The sequence below is a fragment of the Paenibacillus sp. NPDC057967 genome (genome assembly GCF_042887015.1).
Taxonomy (GTDB): Bacteria; Bacillota; Bacilli; order Paenibacillales; family Paenibacillaceae; genus Pristimantibacillus.
Genome location: NZ_JBHVQB010000007.1, coordinates 187,181 through 206,602 on the forward strand (window position 1 = coordinate 187,181; position 19,422 = coordinate 206,602).

At 52.2% G+C, this 19,422-nt stretch carries 18 protein-coding genes; 1 reads left to right on the forward strand and 17 read right to left on the reverse strand.

The features are described 5' to 3' along the window. The first annotated feature begins 27 nt into the window (after nt 1–27). Nucleotides 28–225 carry a cysteine-rich CWC family protein gene (locus tag ACFVSO_RS19330; protein WP_387476578.1) on the forward strand — a complete coding sequence of 66 codons (198 nt, stop codon included), beginning with the start codon at nt 28–30 and terminating at the stop codon, nt 223–225. A gap of 158 nt (nt 226–383) precedes the next feature. Here ACFVSO_RS19330 and fur read toward each other — a convergent pair whose 3' ends face one another. The 17 genes from fur to tkt form a co-directional block, all read right to left on the reverse strand. Continuing rightward, complete coding sequence (gene fur / locus ACFVSO_RS19335) at nt 384–860, reverse strand: ferric iron uptake transcriptional regulator (protein WP_387476580.1); 477 nt, start codon at nt 858–860, stop codon at nt 384–386. 252 nt (nt 861–1,112) lie between these two features. Then, entirely contained in the window at nt 1,113–2,174 is a 1,062-nt protein-coding gene (locus tag ACFVSO_RS19340; RefSeq protein ID WP_387476582.1) for a sulfate ABC transporter substrate-binding protein, read from the reverse strand. Between the two features lie 33 nt (nt 2,175–2,207). Beyond that, nucleotides 2,208–3,272 (reverse strand): sulfate/molybdate ABC transporter ATP-binding protein, encoded by a 1,065-nt coding sequence (locus tag ACFVSO_RS19345; RefSeq protein ID WP_387476584.1) that lies wholly within the window; start codon nt 3,270–3,272, stop codon nt 2,208–2,210. A gap of 3 nt (nt 3,273–3,275) precedes the next feature. Then, complete coding sequence (locus ACFVSO_RS19350) at nt 3,276–4,073, reverse strand: sulfate ABC transporter permease subunit (RefSeq protein ID WP_387476913.1); 798 nt, start codon at nt 4,071–4,073, stop codon at nt 3,276–3,278. A gap of 2 nt (nt 4,074–4,075) precedes the next feature. Continuing rightward, the gene (gene cysT / locus ACFVSO_RS19355) at nt 4,076–4,882 is read right to left on the reverse strand and encodes a sulfate ABC transporter permease subunit CysT (protein ID WP_387476915.1); all 807 of its coding nucleotides are present in this window, start codon (nt 4,880–4,882) and stop codon (nt 4,076–4,078) included. A gap of 247 nt (nt 4,883–5,129) precedes the next feature. Further along, nucleotides 5,130–6,164, reverse strand: a complete 1,035-nt coding sequence (locus ACFVSO_RS19360; protein WP_387476586.1) for a Gfo/Idh/MocA family protein — start codon at nt 6,162–6,164, stop codon at nt 5,130–5,132. Nucleotides 6,165–6,215: 51 nt separating this feature from the next. Next, nucleotides 6,216–7,040 carry a carbohydrate ABC transporter permease gene (locus ACFVSO_RS19365; protein ID WP_387476588.1) on the reverse strand — a complete coding sequence of 275 codons (825 nt, stop codon included), beginning with the start codon at nt 7,038–7,040 and terminating at the stop codon, nt 6,216–6,218. Next, nucleotides 7,037–7,921 (reverse strand): carbohydrate ABC transporter permease, encoded by an 885-nt coding sequence (locus ACFVSO_RS19370; RefSeq protein WP_387476590.1) that lies wholly within the window; start codon nt 7,919–7,921, stop codon nt 7,037–7,039. Before ACFVSO_RS19370 ends, ACFVSO_RS19365 begins: the two co-directional genes overlap by 4 nt. A 69-nt stretch (nt 7,922–7,990) precedes the next feature. Next, entirely contained in the window at nt 7,991–9,388 is a 1,398-nt protein-coding gene (locus ACFVSO_RS19375) for an extracellular solute-binding protein (protein WP_387476592.1), read from the reverse strand. A gap of 198 nt (nt 9,389–9,586) precedes the next feature. Beyond that, nucleotides 9,587–10,642 (reverse strand): response regulator transcription factor, encoded by a 1,056-nt coding sequence (locus ACFVSO_RS19380; protein WP_387476594.1) that lies wholly within the window; start codon nt 10,640–10,642, stop codon nt 9,587–9,589. Beyond that, complete coding sequence (locus ACFVSO_RS19385; protein ID WP_387476596.1) at nt 10,623–12,392, reverse strand: sensor histidine kinase; 1,770 nt, start codon at nt 12,390–12,392, stop codon at nt 10,623–10,625. The genes ACFVSO_RS19380 and ACFVSO_RS19385 overlap by 20 nt, the downstream gene beginning before the upstream one ends. Nucleotides 12,393–12,551: 159 nt before the next feature. Then, complete coding sequence (locus ACFVSO_RS19390) at nt 12,552–13,526, reverse strand: MraY family glycosyltransferase (protein WP_387476917.1); 975 nt, start codon at nt 13,524–13,526, stop codon at nt 12,552–12,554. A 442-nt stretch (nt 13,527–13,968) separates the two neighbouring features. Further along, complete coding sequence (locus ACFVSO_RS19395; protein WP_387476598.1) at nt 13,969–14,601, reverse strand: YigZ family protein; 633 nt, start codon at nt 14,599–14,601, stop codon at nt 13,969–13,971. 27 nt (nt 14,602–14,628) lie between these two features. Further along, nucleotides 14,629–15,978, reverse strand: a complete 1,350-nt coding sequence (locus ACFVSO_RS19400) for a glucose-6-phosphate isomerase (protein WP_387476600.1) — start codon at nt 15,976–15,978, stop codon at nt 14,629–14,631. Nucleotides 15,979–16,125: 147 nt separating this feature from the next. Next, the gene (locus ACFVSO_RS19405) at nt 16,126–16,647 is read right to left on the reverse strand and encodes a DUF420 domain-containing protein (RefSeq protein WP_387476602.1); all 522 of its coding nucleotides are present in this window, start codon (nt 16,645–16,647) and stop codon (nt 16,126–16,128) included. Nucleotides 16,648–16,842: 195 nt separating this feature from the next. Then, nucleotides 16,843–17,160: a pyrimidine/purine nucleoside phosphorylase gene (ppnP, locus tag ACFVSO_RS19410; protein WP_120108218.1), complete on the reverse strand. Its 318-nt coding sequence runs from the start codon at nt 17,158–17,160 to the stop codon at nt 16,843–16,845. 51 nt (nt 17,161–17,211) lie between these two features. Beyond that, complete coding sequence (gene tkt, locus ACFVSO_RS19415; protein ID WP_387476605.1) at nt 17,212–19,230, reverse strand: transketolase; 2,019 nt, start codon at nt 19,228–19,230, stop codon at nt 17,212–17,214. Between the last annotated feature and the right edge of the window lie 192 nt (nt 19,231–19,422).

Below are 19,422 nucleotides of genomic sequence, written 5' to 3' on the forward strand. Positions count from 1 at the left end.
GGGCTGATTGTGCAAGGAGGGATGAACATGAGCGACCAATGTCCGCTCTGTGGAAGCGGCAACCGCTGCGCGGCCCTGTTGGACGAGAATCCACGGGATTGCTGGTGCTTTCATGCCGCTATCCCGAAGGAGCTTCTTGCTCGTATACCCGTAGAGGCAAGGGGCAAGTCATGTGTATGCGAAAGCTGCGTCCGCGCTTACCGGATGGAAGAAGCTAAAACCTGACCTATTGACTCTTCCTGTCCGCTTAGAGACGGTAATTACATGAACAAAAAGGACTTCCAGCAGCAGATCAATCCTGCTTGAAGTCCTTACGTTCATCTCGTTAATAGGCAGTCCGAAACGTCTAGCATCGCACAGATAACAATCTGTCCGCAGTTACCCTACGACACAGCCTTGCGATCGCGTTTGCACTCGGTGCCTTGGCATTCCTTGTAATTGCCCGTGAAGTCAAGCCGGTGATCCAATACTTTGAAGCCGTATTCGCGCTCCAGCCGCTCCTCCAGCTCCGTCAGCCAGTCTTCCTTGATTTCCTCAAGCGCACCGCACTTCTGGCAAATCAGGTGATGATGCATATGCTCATGATCTTCGCCGCGCAGGTCAAAGCGGGCAACGCCGTCCCCGAAGTTCATCTTCGCCACAATCTGCAGCTCCGCAAGCAGCTCCAATGTACGATAGACCGTTGCAAGTCCGATCTCCGGGAATTTTTCCTTTACAAGCATATAGACATCCTCTGCGCTTAGATGCTCCTGCTCGTTCTCCAGAAGAACCCGCACTATAATTTCACGCTGGGTCGTCAGCTTATAGCCATTTTCCATTAAGCTTCGTTTGATTTTATCTATCTCAGCCGAGACGTTCATCTTATCGCACCTCCATTGTTGGTATCGCAAGCGATCTATAGAAGGCCCGCCGCAATACGGCAGGCGCCAGAAATTTAGAATTATTCTAATCTAATGGTATTCGATTTTGCCCAAGAATGCAATAACCGATTGATTGCCTTCTTTTCATTCGCTTTCCTATTATTCGAGTTTATCCATCAAATTCCCTTCTTTCGCCAGAAAAAAAAGAAGCAGCCGCCCCTATGGCGACATGCTCCCCTCATGATTAACGCATCAAATATCAGCCAGCACTTGGTACCAAACACCTTTCTTGGCATACAGCAGCTGGCGAACCTCGCTCCATCCGCCCAAATATTCAATATCGAACAAGCCTTCCGGCGTGACGAACTTTTCCTTGGATTCTTCGGCTATTGCCTCATGGCTAGGACGGAATCCATGCCTGACGAACAGGCGCTGCGCCTCTTCGCTATGCAGATAGTCGACGAAAGCCTCCGCCACCTGGCGGGTGCCGTGGCGATCCACGTTTTTATCCACGACTGCGGCGGGATTTTCAATCAGGATCGTATCCCTCGGAATCACGATATCATAGGACACGCCCTTCTGAATGCGGGCAATCAGCTCATTCTCGTAGGTCACAATCACATCGCCGACGCCATATTCGAAGGCAGCCATGGAGGCTCTGCCGCTCTTATCCAGCGACTCCACGTTGCGATGGACCGACTTTAGGAACGTCTTGGCATACTCCGCGGATTTCTCTCCCGTCTCCGCTTCCGCACGCTTGAGTCCGGCTCCGTAGATGGCATTGATGTCCCACTGGGCGCCGCCGGACGTCTTCGGATTGGGATAGAGCACCTTCACCCCGTCGCGGGCGAGATCCGACCAGTCCCGTATGCCCAGCGGATTGCCCGGACGCGTGCCAAGCACGACGATGGAGCGGGTAATCATACCTCTGTTGCTATGTTCACGCCAATCATGCGTCAGAAGTCCCGCATCCGATATTTTATCCAGATCGCCCTCCATCGCAAGCACAGCTACATCCGCTTCGAATCCGCCTGCGATCGCTCTGGCCTGCGTGCCGGACGCCTCATACGATTCCTGGAATGTCACACGCTGGCCGGTCTCCTGCTCCCATTGCTTCTGAAATTCCGGCAGCAGCTCTGCGAAGGCATCCTTCACGACCGAATAGGCTCCTATTACGAGTGTGACATCGCCTTCAACAGCAGGCTGAACGGCTCCGGGCTCATCATTCTTCGCACATCCGGCAGCCGCGATCAAGGTTATGAAAGCCAGAAGCACAAGCAACAGATATTTTATGGGAATCGGATTACGTATCATAAGGGCAACACTCTTTTCTGCAACTAGGCTTGATTAGATATGAATCGGCATCGGATCGACTTTGAGCGGGTTCTCCAAGATCCAGCTCGCTTGATCATTGAACAGATAGGCACGGTGGACAAGCACATTCACCTCATCGCCGGGATGCAGCACTTCCTTCTCCAGCGACCGGTAAGTGATCAGCTTCGTATCGCCGACCGCAAGCTCAACCATCCATTCACTGCCGCGGAAGTGAAGATGCTTCACGACAGCGGGCATCGAAGCGGATGCCAGCTTAATCTCGCCTGCCTTGCCAATCTCGATATATTCAGGACGAATGAGTGCCTTCGTGCCGGGCACATTCGACGCATCCTCGAAGCCTCGAAGCTCGGACAGATCATCGACAATGGATGATTCGCCGATAAAGCTGGCGACAAAAGGCGTCTCCGGATTTTTGTAAATATCCCACGGACTTCCCTTCTGCTCCAGGCGGCCTTTGCTAATGATCATAATTTCATCAGCGACTTCAATTGCCTCGTCCTGGTCATGCGTAACGAAGATCGAGGTAATGCCTAAACGCTCGATCATATCCTTCAGCCATGTCCGCAGCTCCGTACGAATCTTGGCGTCGATCGCTGCGAACGGCTCGTCGAGCAGCAGCAGCTGCGGCTCCGGAGCAAGCGCCCTGGCAAAGGCTACACGCTGTCGCTGACCGCCAGAGAGCTGGTGGGGATAACGATGCTCGAAGCCCTTAAGTCCCGTCAGCTCGACCAAATACATCACTCGCTCGCGAATTTGTTCTTTGGTCTGCTTCTTTACTTTCAATCCAAATGCTATGTTGTCATATACCGTCATATGCTTGAACAGCGCATAGTTCTGAAAGACAAAGCCGATCCCCCGCTCCTGCGGAGGCAAGTCGTTAACCCGCTGCCCGTGGAATACGATATCGCCGGAGGTTGGCGTCTCAAGCCCCGCAAGCATGCGCAGTATCGATGTCTTGCCGCCTCCGCTCGGACCGAGCAGGCCGATCAGCTTGCCTTTCTCAATATCGAAGCTTACATCCTTGACCGCATGGAAATCGCCGAAGCTTTTGTTTAAGTCACGAACCTCGATATGCATCTCCTAATGCACTTCCTTTCGTTTTTTGGCCCATTCCATCAGAAGCAGCAGCCCTACGGAGAATGCCGCAAGCACGAGCGCGATTCCATTGGCGGCCACTACGTTGAAATTCTCGACATCCTGATAGACGAGCGTCGTGGCGGTCTGCGTCTTGTTCATGATATTGCCCGAGACGACCAACACCGCTCCGAATTCCCCCAGCGACCTTGCCACCGTCAGCACGACGCCGTAGACGACGCCCCAGCGAATGGACGGCCATGTCACTTTCCAGAACGTATACCACGAATAAGCGCCAAGCGTCGACGCCGCTTCTTCCTGCTGGGCGCCAATCTCCTGCAGCACCGGCATCACTTCCCGCACCATGATCGGGAACGTCACGAATAAGGTCGCCAGAATCATGCCGGGCAGCGCATAGACAATCTTGAAGCCGGCATCCTCGAATAATGCGCCAATCACGGTCTGAGGACCCAGCAATAACACAATCATTAATCCGCCGATAACCGGCGACACCGCGAACGGCAAGTCAACTATACTGTTAAGCAGCCGCTTCATCCTTGGGCCGATCCATTGCGCCCGTACCAAGTACAGCGCGAGCATGACACCAAAGCCCGTATTGATCGCCGTAACCACAACCACAATGATTCCCGTCATCATCAGCGCATGCAGCGCTTCGGGACGCGTAAGTCCGTCAATCAGGCCTTGCATGCCATTCTCCCAAGCGCCTAGCACAATCTTCACCAAAGGCGCGATGAGCAGCAAGGCAAATACAAGATACGTAAGCCAAATCCAGGTTCTTCTTATCGTCATGCGCCGCTCCTCCTAGCTTGCAGGAGATTGACCAGCCATAGAATGAGGAATGACAGTGTCAGCAGCATAACCGACACGGCAGCAGCACCTTGCGGATTATTGCTTTCGATTTCTCCAAATATAAAGACCGATGCCACAAGCGTCTTCCCCGGAATGTTGCCAGCGACGAGCACGACTGCACCGAACTCCGCCAATCCTCTGGAGAATGCCAGCATGGCCCCGCTCAGAATGCCAGGCAGCATCGTGGGCAGAATGACGCTGAAAAACGTCTTCGCCTTGGATGCTCCAAGCGTATAGGAAGCCTCCTCCTCGGACTTGTCGAGCTCTTCCAGCAGAGGCTGGATAGCGCGAATCACAAAGGGAAATGTTACAAAAAGCATGGCAATCACAATTGCCGGTTCATGAAATACGATTTCGATGCCAACCGATGCCGCTAATGAACCTACCAGACTATTTGGCCCGAGCAGCAGAAGAATCAACAGCCCTCCGACTGCGGTAGGCAAAGCAAACGGCAAGTCGACCAGGCTGTTCAAAAAACTTCTCCCGGGAAAACGATACCGAATAAGCACCCAGCCGATCATCGTACCGAGAGCTATGTTAATCAAGGTCGCAATGACTGCCAGCTTCACCGTGAGAAGCACGGCCTTCCATGCAAGCGGATCGGAGACACTGTCCCAGAACGGCGTCCAGCCGAGCGAAAAGGACTGCGTATAAATGCCGAAGATGGGCAATACAATGAGACAGATGAAATAAAGAATAATGGCAGATCGAAATCCGAAGCTCCATCCTCTTCCACGAAACATGGCATTCACGATAACTAAACCTCCAAACCATCGGCTCGAGCCGCAGGTGTTAAACCGCCTAATTACACAATTCCTATTAACTTACTAGGTATTAATAATGTAGCATTCACCGGAGAAGGAAGTCAATGGTTATTTAAGAAAAAATGATAAATTCGATAGCCTTTCTTTATACCAATATATGCAAGCGACAAAAAGCCATGACCACTGCTATGATGTGCAGCGGCCATGGCTTTTCCTTCATGCCTTCTTACATATATTGTACGTTTACCGGCGTTCTCGTTTTGGCCGATTCCATAATGGCCAGAATGACCATTGTCGTATTGAACGCATCTTCCATTGTGACGAAGAACGGCTCGCCCGTAATCAGCTGATCGATGAAGTGACGAATGCTCTCATAAGCGAAGCCTTTCGGCTTGCCGTGAATGAAGTGGCGCACGAGCATATCCGGCCGATCGGCCTTCGTCTCGGTGAACCGCTCCATCATTTGGCTATGCGTAGGGTCGATGTTGAACATCCCTTTTGTGCCGGTAATATTCAGCTTCATATCGTTGACGTTCGGATTCGTATTCGGGGTAATCCAGCCATTCTCCATCGTAGCGATGCCGCCGCCGCGGAACTCCAGTATCGTCTGGTAGATATCAACGGTATCTACGCCCTCTTGCTTCAGCACACCTTCTCTGGATACGGCATATACCCGCTCCACCTCATCGTTGAACAGCCAGCGAAGCACATCGACGCTATGATAGCCGAGGAACCAGAGGATGGAGGACTTCGCAGCCCAAGGGAGCAGATCAGTAGCAACCCACTTAATATCGTTTAACCGATAGTATGCGCTGTATGGCTCACCGATCTCACCGTCCACGATTGATTGCTTCGGAATGGCGAATAGCGGGCTCCATCGGCTATGCAGGTCTACCATCATGCGCACGCCGCTTTTCTCCACCGCATCCACAATCTCCAGCGCTTCCTCACGCGATGTCGTCAGCGGCTTCTCGATAATGAAATGCTTGCCTGCATTGGCGCAATCCACAGCGATGCGGGTATGGGCAAAGTCCGGCGTTACAATGGCAACGGCATCGATATCGCCGTGCTCCAGCATGTCTCTGTGGTCCGTGAAGATGCCGGATTCAGGAATATTGAACTTGGCCGCAAGCGCCGCGGCGCGCTCCTTGTTCATATCGCAGATGGCCGCTACCTCGGCTCCCGGATGATCATTATAAATGTAAGCATGCGTCTCTCCCCAGGTTCCTGCTCCAACAATACCCATTCTGATTTTTGTCATCCATGTCATCGCCTTTCATCATCTGTTGTGTCGCTAGTATAGTAGAAGCTATTATTTCACGCCGCCGAAGGTAAGGCCGCGAATCATATATTTCTGCACAATCATCGCAAAGAGCAGTACCGGCAAGATCGTTACGATGCCGATTGCGGACATCTCGCCCCATACGACGCCGCTTACAGACAGGAACAGAGTTACCGTCGTCGGCAAGGTGCTCGCATCGGAGCTCGTCAGGAAGAGCGCAAATACGAACTCATTCCAGGAGTTGATAATACAGAAGATCGAGGTTGCAATCAGTCCCGGGGTAGCCAGCGGCAAGATAATGCGAATGAACACCTGGAACCTTGATGCCCCGTCGACAAAGGCCGCTTCCTCCAGCGCAACCGGAATTTCCTCGAAGAAGCTGCGCATCATCCAGATCGTGAACGGAATGTTGAACAGCATGTAGCAGATGATCAACACCAGATGCGTATCCAGAATGCCGAGCAAACTGGCCATAACGAAGATCGGAATGACCGATGCCATCGGCGGCAGCATCCGCAGGCTCAGCACCCAGAATGCGCGGTTCTCCTTCTTCTTAAATTCGAATCTCGCAAATCCGTACGCCGCCATCCCGCCGATGAAGATCGAGATGAACGTCGTCAGCAGCACCACAATCGAGCTGTTCTTCAAATAATCAAGCGCATGCCGATTTTCAAAAATGTTTTTGTAATTCTCGAAGGTCGGCGAAAAAATCCATATGCTTGGATCATACGTCTGCGTCCCCGTCTTGAGGCTAATAATAAGCATCCAGATGAACGGGAAGATGCAGAACACGGATACGATAAGGAGAAGAACGGCCGTCACCACCGTCAGTTTTTTATTCCCTAGCGGATTCATCCCTTATTCTCCACTCCTTTCCGATAAAGCCTGATCAGAATCATGCTGATCACCGTCGTTAATATAAGCAGGACGACCGATACGGCAGCCGAACGTCCGATCCAGCCCGTTCCCGCAAAGCCGAGCCTGTAGATATGGAGACTCAGGAACTCTGTAGAGCTGCCCGGACCGCCTTGTGTGAGCGAGTATGGAATATCGAACATCTTAAGCGAGTCAATCGCCCGGAAAATAACCGCCAGCAAAATCATCGGCCACAGCATCGGCAGCGTAATATGACGGAATGTCTGCAACTTGCCCGCGCCGTCTATGGCAGCGGCCTCATACGGATCGGTCGGCAGCGAGCGCATACCCGCATAGATGATCAGCGCCACGAACGGCGTGTTCTGCCAGATGTCGACGAACAGCGTCGACCAGAATGCATTTTCCCCCGAGAGCCATATCACTTTGCCGCCAAAAAACTGCAGGAAGTAGTTGAGCACGCCGTACTCCGCATTCATCATCAGCTTCCATACCTGACCGGTAATACTCGGTGTCATCGCCACCGGCACGATCATGCAGGCAAAGACGAGAAATTTCAGCTTGAACTCCCGGTCGAGGAGCACGGCCAGCCAGAAACCAAGCGCAAGCTGGGTGACCGTCGCCAGCACCATGAAGCCGAGGCTGATGCCGACCGAATACCAGAATTCGGCATCCTTACCGGTGAACAGCCGGATATAATTTTCAAGACCGACGAAATCGAAGGTCGGATAGCCAAGCTCGTAATTCGTTACACTTAACCCATACAAGAATATCGTTGGTATAATCGTGAGCGCGCCAAGTATGAGGATGGCGGGCATAATATAAATCAGATGAGGCCGTTTCTCAAAGTAAGAGCGAATCATGGATGCCACCTTCCTTGCTGATGAACTGGCCGGACCGCCCCCACTTGCGCAGCCCGGCCGCCAGTTCCGTTATTGCGTTATATCTTCAAGCTCTGTCTGTGCTTTCGCCGCTGCATCTTGTACCGTCATCTCTCCGAACATCGCTGCGCTCACATAGTAGCCGACACGGTCCAAAATTTGGCCCAGCTTCTCATGCGGCGGAATCCAGGAGATCCCCTTCTCTACCAGCACGTTCGCATCGCTCAACGCTGCCAATTGTACCGGGTAGGACGGATCAGCCGCTACCAGCTCTTCGTTTTCGTAGATCGACGTTCGGACTGGTACGCCGCCGCCGTCAACATAGGCTTTTGCGTTTTGCTTGCTGTTCATATAGACGATGAATGCCCATGCCGCATCTTTGTTTTTTGATTGCGATGAGATCGACATGTTCCAGCCTGCAAGCGCACTTGCTTTGCCTTCAGGACCTTCCGGCGTTGGTGCAAAACCAACTTTGTCGTACACCTGCGAGCTTGCAGGGTCCAGAATCCGCTTCGCCAGCGCTGTGGCATCCAGCCACATGGCCGTTCTGCCTGTCATGAAAGCCGACAATGCTTCTTCATGCGTGTAGGACACAACGTCCTTCGGAGCATTTTTCAACAAATCTACGTAGAACTGAAGCGCTTCAACCGTCTTCGGATCGGTCATCGTTACGTCACCTGTCTGTTGGTTCAGGAAGCCGCCGCCGAAGTTGTACATCACCGTCATCAAACCCGATGCTGCATGAACGCCGCGCTGCGCTCTCATGGACACGCCGTACAGGCCGTCTTCCTTGCTGTTGAAAAATTGAGCCAGCTCCAGGAACTCATCCATCGTTGCCGGCGGCTGCTTGCCGTACTTGTCGAACAAGTCCTTCCGGTACGCGATGAACCGCGTCTCGCCAGCGGTCGGAATGCCGTATACGCTGCCGTCGTACTTGCTGATGCCATTGCGGTAAGCCGGTACGATATCCTCGTAGTCGAACCAAGCTGGCGTCTTGTTCTCATTGGAGAGATAAGCGTCCAGCGGCTCTATAACCTTCTTCGCGCCGTATTCGCTCATCCAGAAACCATCGACCATCAGCACATCGTAGCTGCCTGTTTTTCCTGTGTAGTCAAGCAACTGCTTGTTCTTCAGGTAGGTCTCCTCCATCACTTCCCACTTCACTTTGATCCCGGTCAGCTTCTCGAAGTCGCTGGTCAGCTTCTGGAAGGATTCTGTAGACGGATGACTCGCAAATGCAAGATTGAGCGTATCTCCGCCGTATTGGCTCTTAATGGTCTCGCCCCAAGCCTCCAGCGTATCCGTCGCGCCGCTTGGCGCTCCTCCGTTCCCGCTGCCTTCATTGCCGTTCCCCTTGCTCGTTCCGTTGCCCCCATTGCCTGCTCCGCATGCGGAGATCATCGCGACCAGCAATACTACCGCCACGATTTGTGTCCATCTTTTCAACATTGCCTGACACTCCTCTGTCTTTGATTTGTGTAAGCTAACTTGACGCTCTCTACCGTATTTTTCTTTGTGCCCGGTAGGGATAGTTCAAATAATAGACCGATAAAGCGGTTTCAACAATGTATTGGAACGTCCGCTCTTGTCTTCTGAAAACTAAACTAAGCTTTTTAAACAAAAAACAAACCTTCATGTGAAGGTTCGTTACACTTGGCTGCTATTTTTTTCTTTATATTCCAGCGGCGATACACCGTAATATTTTTTGAAAATTTTCGAGAAATAGGGATAGTCGTTGAAGCCGCAGTTCTCTGCGATCAGATTGATTTTGGCAGCTTCCTCCCGCAACAGCATTTCCCTCGCCTTCTCCAAACGATATTCGCTTATATATTGGGTAATGGGCTTTTTCATAACCTCACGGAATATTTTGCTCAAATAGGCGGTGCTTAAACCGCCATGTTCTGCGAGCACGGATAAATTCAATGCCGCATCGCCGTACTGACGGTCGATCATGGCAATGGCATCCTCTACAACGCGTTTGTTGCGCGGCGCACGGCTGTCCGCTACGATGCTGATGATCTCGGAAAGATAATCCTTCCAGTTACGCAGCAGCTCCTCCAGCGTAGCGGCAGGTCTGGAAGCGGGGTTGCTCTCGTCTCCGGCCGATCGCTTATGCACAAGCAGCAGCTCCGCCCGGAAGGCCAGCCCAAAGTGACCCATAATCCGCTTCATCTCCAGCAGTGAATAATCCCCCTCTTGCAGATGAACGCCCCACGCGTCGATCAGCGCGTCGCATTCCGTCCTATTTTCGGCCATGAGGCTTTTGATGAGCATCGCTATAGTATCCTTCATCAGGCGGATGCTAGCCGCGTCCATGCTTGCCATCCACTTCGAGGGATCGTTCAGCAAGACGCGCGAGATCACCTCCTGCAGCATCTCCGCCGTCACTGGCTTAAGCAAGTAGTCGGATACTTGATGGCGCAGCGCCTGCTGCACGTATTGGAACTCCGCATACCCGCTCAGCACGACAATCGCCATGTCTGGATGCCGCTCCCGGACTCTGGCGATCAACTGCAGCCCGTCCATGACAGGCATCTGGATATCGGTCAAGATCATGTCGGGCTTGCTGAGGCCGATGCACATCAACGCTTCCTCGCCATTGCGCGCCTCGTCGATCTCGATCATGCTGCCGCCGGACTGCTCCAGCAGCTTAATAATGCCCCTCCGAATGACGACCTCATCGTCAACGATTAAGATTTTCATAGTCCTTGCCCTCCTTCGGCAGCTTGATCCGCACCGTCACTCCGCCTGTCATGGATTCCTCCAGCAGCAGCCCATAACCATTGCCGTAACGCAATCTGATTCTCTGCTGCACATTCAATAGCCCGATGCCCCGTCTGCGGCTGTCATCCTGCTCAGGCACCTCTTCAGCCTCGCTTTCGAAAAGCTGATTCATCGCTTCCATCGCCTGCTCATCCATTCCCTGTCCGTTATCCTCGATGTAGAGAGCATACGTCTGCTCGTCGCAGTCTTCCGCATAGATTTTTAGATAGTAGTCCCGTTCCCCGGCGAATGCATACAGGAAAGCGTTCTCTACAATCGGCTGCAGCGTCAGCTTCACAATCGGATAGCCCCCGAACGGCTCCAGACCGTCCATATCAATCTCAATGTCAGGATAGCGCTCCCGCTGGATGTCCAAATACGTCCGCACATGCTCAATCTCCGTCCGCAACTCCACCTCCGCCTTCGGATTATCAATGGTGTAGCGGAAGAAATCCGCCATCGCCCGGCTCATCCGACTGATCGGCGGCGCTTCATGAAGAATCGCCTGGCAATTGATGACCTCTAGCGTATTGTACAGAAAGTGAGGATTGATCTGATGCTGCATCGCCAGCAGCATGGCGTCCTTCTGCTTGACCTCCGCATTGATTTTCTCCATCTCCACCACATACACTCTGTCGATCATCTCGGACAGATTGGCGAGCATCTTGTTGAAATTCCGGCCGAGCAGTCCGATCTCATCCGTATATTTGCTAGTGAAGCGCACATCAAGGTCACCGATTTCGACCTTCTTCATGAGCTGGAGCAGCTTCTTGATCGGCTGCGTCAGCATCCAGGTGAGCAGAAACGACATCACAAGCGTAATGAGCAGAATGACGATAATCACGAGCGGATGGACGATCTGAATTTGCCTTACTTTGTCCAGGATCGCCTTCTTATTCGTATACGCCTGAACCTCGAAGCCGCTGTAGTTCAGCTTGGATTCCGTCTTCAAGTACATCGCGTCGCCAGCGCCCGAGCCGTCCGGGAAGGACGAATAGACGATATGCCCCTTCGCGTCCTTCAGTTCAAGCATAAGGTCGTTGGTCGCAAGCAAGCGGAACGCATCGCTGAACATCTTGCCGTTCAGCCTGACGACGAGCATGCCGTCGCGCCCGTCCATATCGTATTTGCCCATCATCAGATAGATCGACGTATAGGAGCGGTCCTGGTAGAAGAGATGCTCCTTTGTCGGCTTTGACCAGATATCTGTCTCTTGGACGAGAAAATGCTTGTACCATGTCTGATTGCGGTAATCGATATCAGGCACTCGATCCAGCCCTGTATCATGGATGATCGTCTCCTGCCCTTCCTCCCTATCCTCCTTGATGAACAGGAAGACCGATTCCAGCTCGCTGGAGTATTGCGTCCGGAACGCCTCCAGCTTATGCTGCAGCCGCTCGACGTCTGACGCGTCATCGATCTCCACGCTATTCTCCGAATAATAAAAGAAATACTGAACGTTCTGCACAACCCGTCGAAGCTGATTGTCCAGATTATAGCCGGCCTGATTAATCGATCTCTGCGTCCGGTCCAGCTCGTTATCCGTAATCATGCCCTGATAATACTGCTGATAAATATAGACCAGGCTGAACACTCCGATGAACGAAACGATCAAGATCGAAATGAATATTTTCGTAAAAAATCGGCGGTCCATCAGTCTTTTCACAAGCATCTGCACTAGCCGCTTCATGTAAGCCCCTCCAATTCTGAGGTAGATGACAAGCTGTCGGAGCAATAATGCAGTATTATAGCATGTTCCTCGGGGGAAATGTCACGCCCTCATGCAATAGGGCTGTCCTTAGGTCTTTGGAATCGACCTTGGACAGCCCTTTTCAGGTATTCAATTTGTTTAAATTTGCACCAGCATTAGAATGATCGATGACAGCCCAAAGCATGTACTCACCAGGCATAGCACCATTAGCGCCTGCTTATTGTTCAGGCCTGCGCGCAGCAGCCGGTAATGAACCTGGCTAGCGTCGGCTTCATAGATCGCTTTGCCTTGCAGGAAGCGCTTGATCACAACAAAGATATTGTCGAAGATCGGCACGCCGATCGCCAATATCGGAATGAACAACGACAGAATCGTCGCTTGCTTGAACGCTCCGTCCAGCGCGATAACCGCTAGCAAGAAGCCCAGGAACGTCGCGCCCGCGTCGCCCATAAACACTTTGGCAGGAGGTTTGTTGAAGCGAAGATACGCAAGCGTTACCCCGACCAGAATGATCGCCATCATCGCAGAGTTCGACTGCCCCATTGTCAGGGCTACAACAAACAGCGTAATGCCGGAGATCGCGGACAAGCCTCCTGCGAGACCGTCCAGACCGTCAGAGAAGTTAATAACCGTCGTTACGCCGAAAATCCATAGAATCGTCAGCACAAACTGCAGAATAACCGGAAGCACCACATATTCACCGGAGAAAGGGTTGAAGAAGCCAGTGAATACGTTGCCCGACAGATAGACCAATACGGCGGCTGATACTTGCACCAGCATTTTCGGAAGCGCCGGGAAGTCCTTGCCCTTCGTCTTGTACCAGTCGTCGATCGTGCCGATCGTAAGCAGCAGGACGCCGCCCAGGAACAAGGCGCCGGTCTCCCAATTTATCTCTCTCGCAATCGCGATATAGGTAATGAAAAAGCCAATGAAGATGGCAAAGCTGGCCGTTAGTGGAATAGGCTCCCGATGAAGCTTGCGCTCCACGTCCTTCCGGGGCTTGTCCACAAAATCAAGCTTGAACGCCAGCCGACTGAACGGCGGTATCAACACATATACGATAAGAAACGACATGACAAAAGCAAGTACGTAAAAAATACAAGTCACCACCATTAATCGATATAGATCACGATAATTATACAACCCCTCTAGTAAAATGTCGACTTTTGGTAGAGTGGAATGAAGGGGGTGGTAGATTAATATTTTTTAAGCATTAGGGAGTAATCATGTGATAGGAGGAGTTGCAGTGAGTTATTTGGGGATTTTTTGCTTCTAGCAGCATGATTCCGGGTCTTGCGACGCTAAGGCAGATTAAGATTTTCTAGTAATGCTATTTCGGGATTTACGACGATCGAGGCGATTTAAGCGTTTCTGGCAACATTATTTCAGTCTCATTCTACTCCTCTTCCCCTCCTCTCATAAAAAAGAGCTGTCCCTTCCAAATGAACCTCCCCCTTCAACAGAGCAGCTTAACCCTCAGCTGCAGCTGTCGTAAGAGAATTGTTCGATTGAAAGGACAACTCCTTGTATGCACCTATCCTGAAAAGAAGGCTGCTTACTCACCTTCGATATAATACCGTTCCTCACCCGTGCGAATAGCAGCCTGGCCTTGCGTGAGATCGGTCATCCACGCGATAAAGGCGTCCGCTTCCGGCACCTCCGGCAAGCATAGTACGATGACCTTGTCGGTGAACTCCGTCCCGCCAAGGCGCGTGCCGCGGCCGTGAAGCTCATTCTCAAGCTTCCCGTACCACGTATAGTCTACCTCAACGAACACTTCCCGGTGCAAAACAAGCTCAATTTCGCCTGCTGCCTCAATGCCCGCTACCGCTCCATCCGTATAGGCACGGACGAGGCCGCCAGCCCCCAGCATGATGCCGCCAAAGTAACGGGTAACGACGACTGCGACGTTTTTGAGGCCTTTGTTCTTGATTACCTCAAGGATAGGCTTGCCCGCCGTGCCGCTTGGCTCCCCGTCATCGGAAGCCTTCTGGTGCTGGTCGCGCTCGCCGACCATATAAGCAGAGCAGTTATGAGTGGCGGAGCGGTGCAGTCGCTTAATCTCATCGATAAAAGCGACTGCCTCCTCCTCCGTCTCTACAGGCTTCGCATGGCCGATAAAGCGGGATCGCTTAATTACGACCTCCGCATTCGCTTCCGCTCTAACCGTCCTGTATCTGTTCAGCATACGCCGAATGCTCCCGGCTGGCGCCGATTACAGGCGCGCTTCAAGCTCGGCTTTTTCCTTCTCGAAGCCAGGCTTGCCCAGCAGAGCAAACATGTTCTTCTTGTAAGCTTCAACGCCCGGTTGGTCGAACGGATTCACACCCAACAGGTAGCCGCTGATGCCGCAAGCCTTCTCGAAGAAGTATACCAGGTAGCCGAACGTGTACGGCGTCATGTCAGCAATGTTCACGATCAGGTTTGGAACTTGGCCGTCTGTATGTGCAAGAAGCGTGCCTTCGAACGCTTTTTTGTTAACAAAATCCATTGTTTTGCCCGTCAGGAAGTTCAGTCCGTCCAGGTCATCCGCATCATGCTGAATCTCAATGTGCTCCGCAACTTCACCCACTTGAATAACGGTTTCGAAGATGTTGCGGTTGCCCTCTTGGATGAATTGGCCCATGGAATGCAGGTCAGTCGAGAAGTCGACGGAAGCCGGGTAGATGCCCTTGTAATCCTTGCCTTCGCTCTCGCCGTACAGCTGCTTCCACCACTCCGATACAAAATGCAGGGAAGGCTCGTAGTTGACAAGGATTTCTGTTTCTTTACCTTTGCGATACAATGCATTGCGAACTGCCGCATATTGGTAAGCTTCATTCTCAGCCAGGTTCGGGTTGGCATACACCTCGGAAGCGTCAGCCGCGCCCTTCATCATAGCGTCGACATCGATGCCCGCTACTGCGATTGGCAACAAGCCAACAGCCGTCAGAACGGAATAACGTCCGCCTACGTCGTCAGGAATGATAAAGGACTCGTAGCCTTCTTCGCTCGAAAGTTTTTTCAAAGCGCCCTTCTCTTTGTCCGTAGTAGCGTAGATGCGCTTGCGGGCCTCTTCCTTGCCGTATTTCTTCTCCAGCTCAGCGCGGAAAATACGGAATGCGATCGCAGGCTCTGTCGTTGTGCCGGATTTGGAGATGACGTTGATCGACCAATCTCTGCCTTCAAGCAACTGCAACAGATGCGTCACATATGTAGAGCTGATGTTGTTGCCCGCGAACAGCACTTGAGGCGTCTTGCGCTGTTCCTTCGACTGCACGTTGTAGAACGAATGCGACAGCATCTCGATCGCTGCGCGCGCGCCCAGGTAAGAACCGCCAATGCCGATAACGATCAGCACTTCGGAATCATTTTGAATTTTCTCCGCCGCTTTCTTAATGCGCGCGAACTCTTCTTTATCGTAATTCGCAGGCAGGTCAATCCAGCCCAGGTAATCCGAGCCTGCGCCCGTACCGTTATGAAGCTGGTCATGTGCCACGCGAACTTGATCCGTCAAATAATCGATTTCATGCTGTCCAACGAAGGACAACGCTTTGCTGTAATCGAACTTCACCGTATTGCTCATCGTTATAACTACCTCCCAAAATGTACGAAGCTGCCGCGCCCATACGAAACAGAGCGTTCAACTTTTCATTAAGAATAGCGAATATTCATCCCAAAAACAAGCTTATCGTACGTGAAATCTAGATGAAGACCACGCATTTTCACAGGCTTAATAGTACGGGGATATCATCAGATAGACGATAACGCCCGTCAAGCTGACATAGAGCCAGATCGGCATCGTCCAACGCGCAATCTTGCGGTGCTTCTCTACCTGGCCCGAAATTCCTCTTGCCAGCGAGAGCAGCGCAAGCGGCACTACAACAATCGCCAGTACAATATGCGTCAGCAGAATGAACAGATAGATCGTCTTCAGAATGCCTTCGCCGCCGTAAGGCGTCGATTCCGTCAAGTAATGATACGTGACGTAGGACACCAGGAACAGTGTTGTCGTTCCGAAGGCCAGTCCGATAAACGTGCGGTGCATACGTACGTTTTTTCTCAAAATCGCAATCAAGGCAACCACTAGCGCCAGGAACGTAAAGCTGTTGAAAATCGCGTTCAGCAGAGGCAGAATCTTCACGTCGAATCCTACTTCGCCGTGATACGCCGGCAGGAAGAACAGAATGGCCACCAGCGCGACAATGACGACTGTTAGCACAGCGACAATCGGGGTATAGTTTCTTTCTTTCATCGTGGATGTAATCCTCCTTCATGGGTACACAAGAGACTATTGTGCATGCTACTACTTTAGCCCATTTGACCCATACGGCACAACGCGAATACAGCCCCGAATGTCACAAAAAAACGACTCTTTCCGGGGTTGGCTCCTTACAAATGGAGAGGGCCGCATCGCATATGCGACACGGCCCTGTTCCCGATTTCCGGCTTATTCGTAAATATACGAGCAGCAGTAGTCCGTTACTTCGGCAACTTGAAGCTTGAATTTCGTGTTGGCCGGAACCGTGAACTCACCTTCGCCTTGAATATGGCGCCATTCTGTCTCGCCTGGCAGAAGCACTTTCAGATCACCTGCGAGAATTTCCATAATCTCCACGCAATCCGTACCGAACTCATAATCTCCCGGCAGCATAATGCCCAGCGTTTTTTTGGTGCCGTCTGCGAACAGAACCGCACGGCTTGTGACTTTGCCGTCAAAGTAGACATTGGCTTTTTTGACGACTGTTACATTTTCGAATTGCGACATAATGAAGATGCTCCTTTATGATATAGAATCAAGATCCAAGAAAGCCGCGGCTTACAGCAAAGCTTTTACTTTGCTTACGACGTTCTCGACCGTAAAACCGTATTCCTTGATTACGCGGTCGCCAGGAGCGGATGCGCCGAAACGGTCGATGGCGAGGATATCGCCTTGGTCGCCCGTGTAGCGTTCCCAACCGAACGGATGCGCCATCTCGATAGCAAGGCGAGCTTTCACGTCCGGCAGAATAACGGAGTCGCGGTATTCCTTCGATTGTTTCTCGAACAGATCCCAGCTCGGCATGCTGACGACGCGAACTTGAATGCCTTCATCAGCCAGCGCTTTTTGAGCGGCTACTGCCAGTTGAACCTCGGAGCCTGTCGCCAGAATTTGTGCTTGAGGCTTGCCACCCGCCGCATCGGACACGACATAAGCGCCTTTGCGCAAGTTATCACGTACTCCGCTTACTGTGCCTTCAAGAATCGGCAGGTTTTGACGAGTCAGTACAAGCGCGACCGGATTCGATTGGTTCTCAACTGTATATGCCCATGCCGCGGATGTTTCGTTTGCATCGGCAGGACGGATAACTGTAAGGCCTGGAATGATACGGATCGAAGCAAGCTGCTCGATCGGCTCATGCGTTGGGCCGTCTTCGCCGACAGCGATACTGTCATGCGTAAGCACGTAAGTTACCGGCAGGTTCATCAAAGCCGCCAGGCGGATAGCTGGGCGCAGGTAGTCTGTGAATACGAAGAACGTACCGCCGAACACTTTGATGCCGCTATGCAGGCTGATACCGTTCATTGCCGCAGCCATACCAAATTCACGAACGCCGTAGTAGATATTGCGGCCGTCGTAGCTGCCTGGCTTGAATTGCTCGATGCCCTTCAGATGAGTCATCGTGGAGCTCTCCAGGTCAGCGGAGCCGCCTGCCAGATTCGGTACGCGTTTCGCCAGAGCGTTCAGCGCATTGCCGGAAGCAACACGTGTGGACACAGGCTTGTCCTCTGTCGTGTAAGCTGGAAGCTCAGCATCCCAGCCTTCTGGAAGCTCGCCTGCGATCGCCAGTTCGAATTGCTTCGCAAGCTCAGGATGAGCTTCTTTGTACGAATCAAGCAGCGCGTTCCACTCGGAGTTGGCTTGCTCGCCTGCGCTCTTCACTTCTGAGAAGTGAGCGCGCACTTCATCCGGCACATGGAACTGATGATCTTCGGACCAGCCGTAATATTGCTTCGTCAGCTTCGTTTCTTCCGCACCAAGCGGCGAGCCGTGAGTTCCTCCATGACCGCCTTTGCCGCCTTTGTTCGGGCTGCCGTATCCGATCATCGTCTTCACTTCGATCAGCGTTGGCTTAGAAAGCTCGCCTTGCGCTTCTGCTACTGCAGCGGACAGTGCATTCAGATCATTGCCGTCCTCTACGCGAAGCACTTGCCAGCCGTAGCCTTCAAAACGCTTCTGAACCGACTCGGAGTAAGACAGGTTCAGGGCGCCGTCCAGGGAGATGTCGTTGGAATCATACATCACGACAAGCTTGCCCAGTTGCAAGTGGCCCGCCATGGAAGCCGCTTCATGCGAAATGCCTTCCATCAGGTCGCCGTCGCCGCAGATGGAATAAGTAAAGTGATTGATGAGATTGAATCCTTCTTTGTTGTAGACAGCTGCCAGATGCGCTTCTGCCATCGCCATGCCTACAGCCATCGCTACGCCTTGTCCCAGCGGTCCAGTCGTCGCGTCTACGCCTGCAGTGTGGCCGAATTCAGGGTGACCCGGAGTCAGGGAACCCCATTGACGGAAGTTTTTCAGCTCTTCCATCGGCAGGTCATAGCCGGAGAGGTGAAGCAAGCTGTAGAGCAGCATGGATCCGTGTCCTGCGGACAGGACGAAACGGTCGCGGTTCACCCAAGTCGGGTTCGACGGGTTATGCTTCATATTTTTCGCGAACAATTGGTAGCCCATCGGAGCTGCGCCCATCGGCATGCCCGGATGTCCGGAGTTAGCCTTTTCGATTGCATCAATTGCAAGCGTGCGGATTGTATCGATAGAGAGTTGGTCGATTGATTTTTGAGTAACGGTCATTTTGAATCCTCCTAAAAGTTTTGTAAAGCAAAACTTGCTTCGTAAGCAGTCGCTTAAGTTTTGTATAGCAAAACTTGCCTCGTAAGCAGTAGCTTAAGTTTTTGTGAAGCAAAACTTGTTTCATAAGCTACATTTTAGTTCCGCTAATCTAGTGGGTCAATGAGGTTAAAAGTTTTGAATATTGTATCACTC

Excerpts from the sequence above, each read along its gene's own strand:
- ACFVSO_RS19330 (WP_387476578.1), top strand. The coding sequence starts at position 28 with ATGAGCGACCAATGTCCGCTCTGTGGAAGCGGCAACCGCTGCGCGGCC.
- fur (WP_387476580.1), bottom strand. The coding sequence starts at position 860 with ATGAACGTCTCGGCTGAGATAGATAAAATCAAACGAAGCTTAATGGAA.
- ACFVSO_RS19340 (WP_387476582.1), bottom strand. The coding sequence starts at position 2,174 with ATGATACGTAATCCGATTCCCATAAAATATCTGTTGCTTGTGCTTCTG.
- ACFVSO_RS19345 (WP_387476584.1), bottom strand. The coding sequence starts at position 3,272 with ATGCATATCGAGGTTCGTGACTTAAACAAAAGCTTCGGCGATTTCCAT.
- cysT (WP_387476915.1), bottom strand. The coding sequence starts at position 4,882 with ATGTTTCGTGGAAGAGGATGGAGCTTCGGATTTCGATCTGCCATTATT.
- ACFVSO_RS19360 (WP_387476586.1), bottom strand. The coding sequence starts at position 6,164 with ATGACAAAAATCAGAATGGGTATTGTTGGAGCAGGAACCTGGGGAGAG.
- ACFVSO_RS19365 (WP_387476588.1), bottom strand. The coding sequence starts at position 7,040 with ATGAATCCGCTAGGGAATAAAAAACTGACGGTGGTGACGGCCGTTCTT.
- ACFVSO_RS19370 (WP_387476590.1), bottom strand. The coding sequence starts at position 7,921 with ATGATTCGCTCTTACTTTGAGAAACGGCCTCATCTGATTTATATTATG.
- ACFVSO_RS19375 (WP_387476592.1), bottom strand. The coding sequence starts at position 9,388 with ATGTTGAAAAGATGGACACAAATCGTGGCGGTAGTATTGCTGGTCGCG.
- ACFVSO_RS19380 (WP_387476594.1), bottom strand. The coding sequence starts at position 10,642 with ATGAAAATCTTAATCGTTGACGATGAGGTCGTCATTCGGAGGGGCATT.
- ACFVSO_RS19385 (WP_387476596.1), bottom strand. The coding sequence starts at position 12,392 with ATGAAGCGGCTAGTGCAGATGCTTGTGAAAAGACTGATGGACCGCCGA.
- ACFVSO_RS19390 (WP_387476917.1), bottom strand. The coding sequence starts at position 13,526 with ATGGTGGTGACTTGTATTTTTTACGTACTTGCTTTTGTCATGTCGTTT.
- ACFVSO_RS19395 (WP_387476598.1), bottom strand. The coding sequence starts at position 14,601 with ATGCTGAACAGATACAGGACGGTTAGAGCGGAAGCGAATGCGGAGGTC.
- ACFVSO_RS19400 (WP_387476600.1), bottom strand. The coding sequence starts at position 15,978 with ATGAGCAATACGGTGAAGTTCGATTACAGCAAAGCGTTGTCCTTCGTT.
- ACFVSO_RS19405 (WP_387476602.1), bottom strand. The coding sequence starts at position 16,647 with ATGAAAGAAAGAAACTATACCCCGATTGTCGCTGTGCTAACAGTCGTC.
- ppnP (WP_120108218.1), bottom strand. The coding sequence starts at position 17,160 with ATGTCGCAATTCGAAAATGTAACAGTCGTCAAAAAAGCCAATGTCTAC.
- tkt (WP_387476605.1), bottom strand. The coding sequence starts at position 19,230 with ATGACCGTTACTCAAAAATCAATCGACCAACTCTCTATCGATACAATC.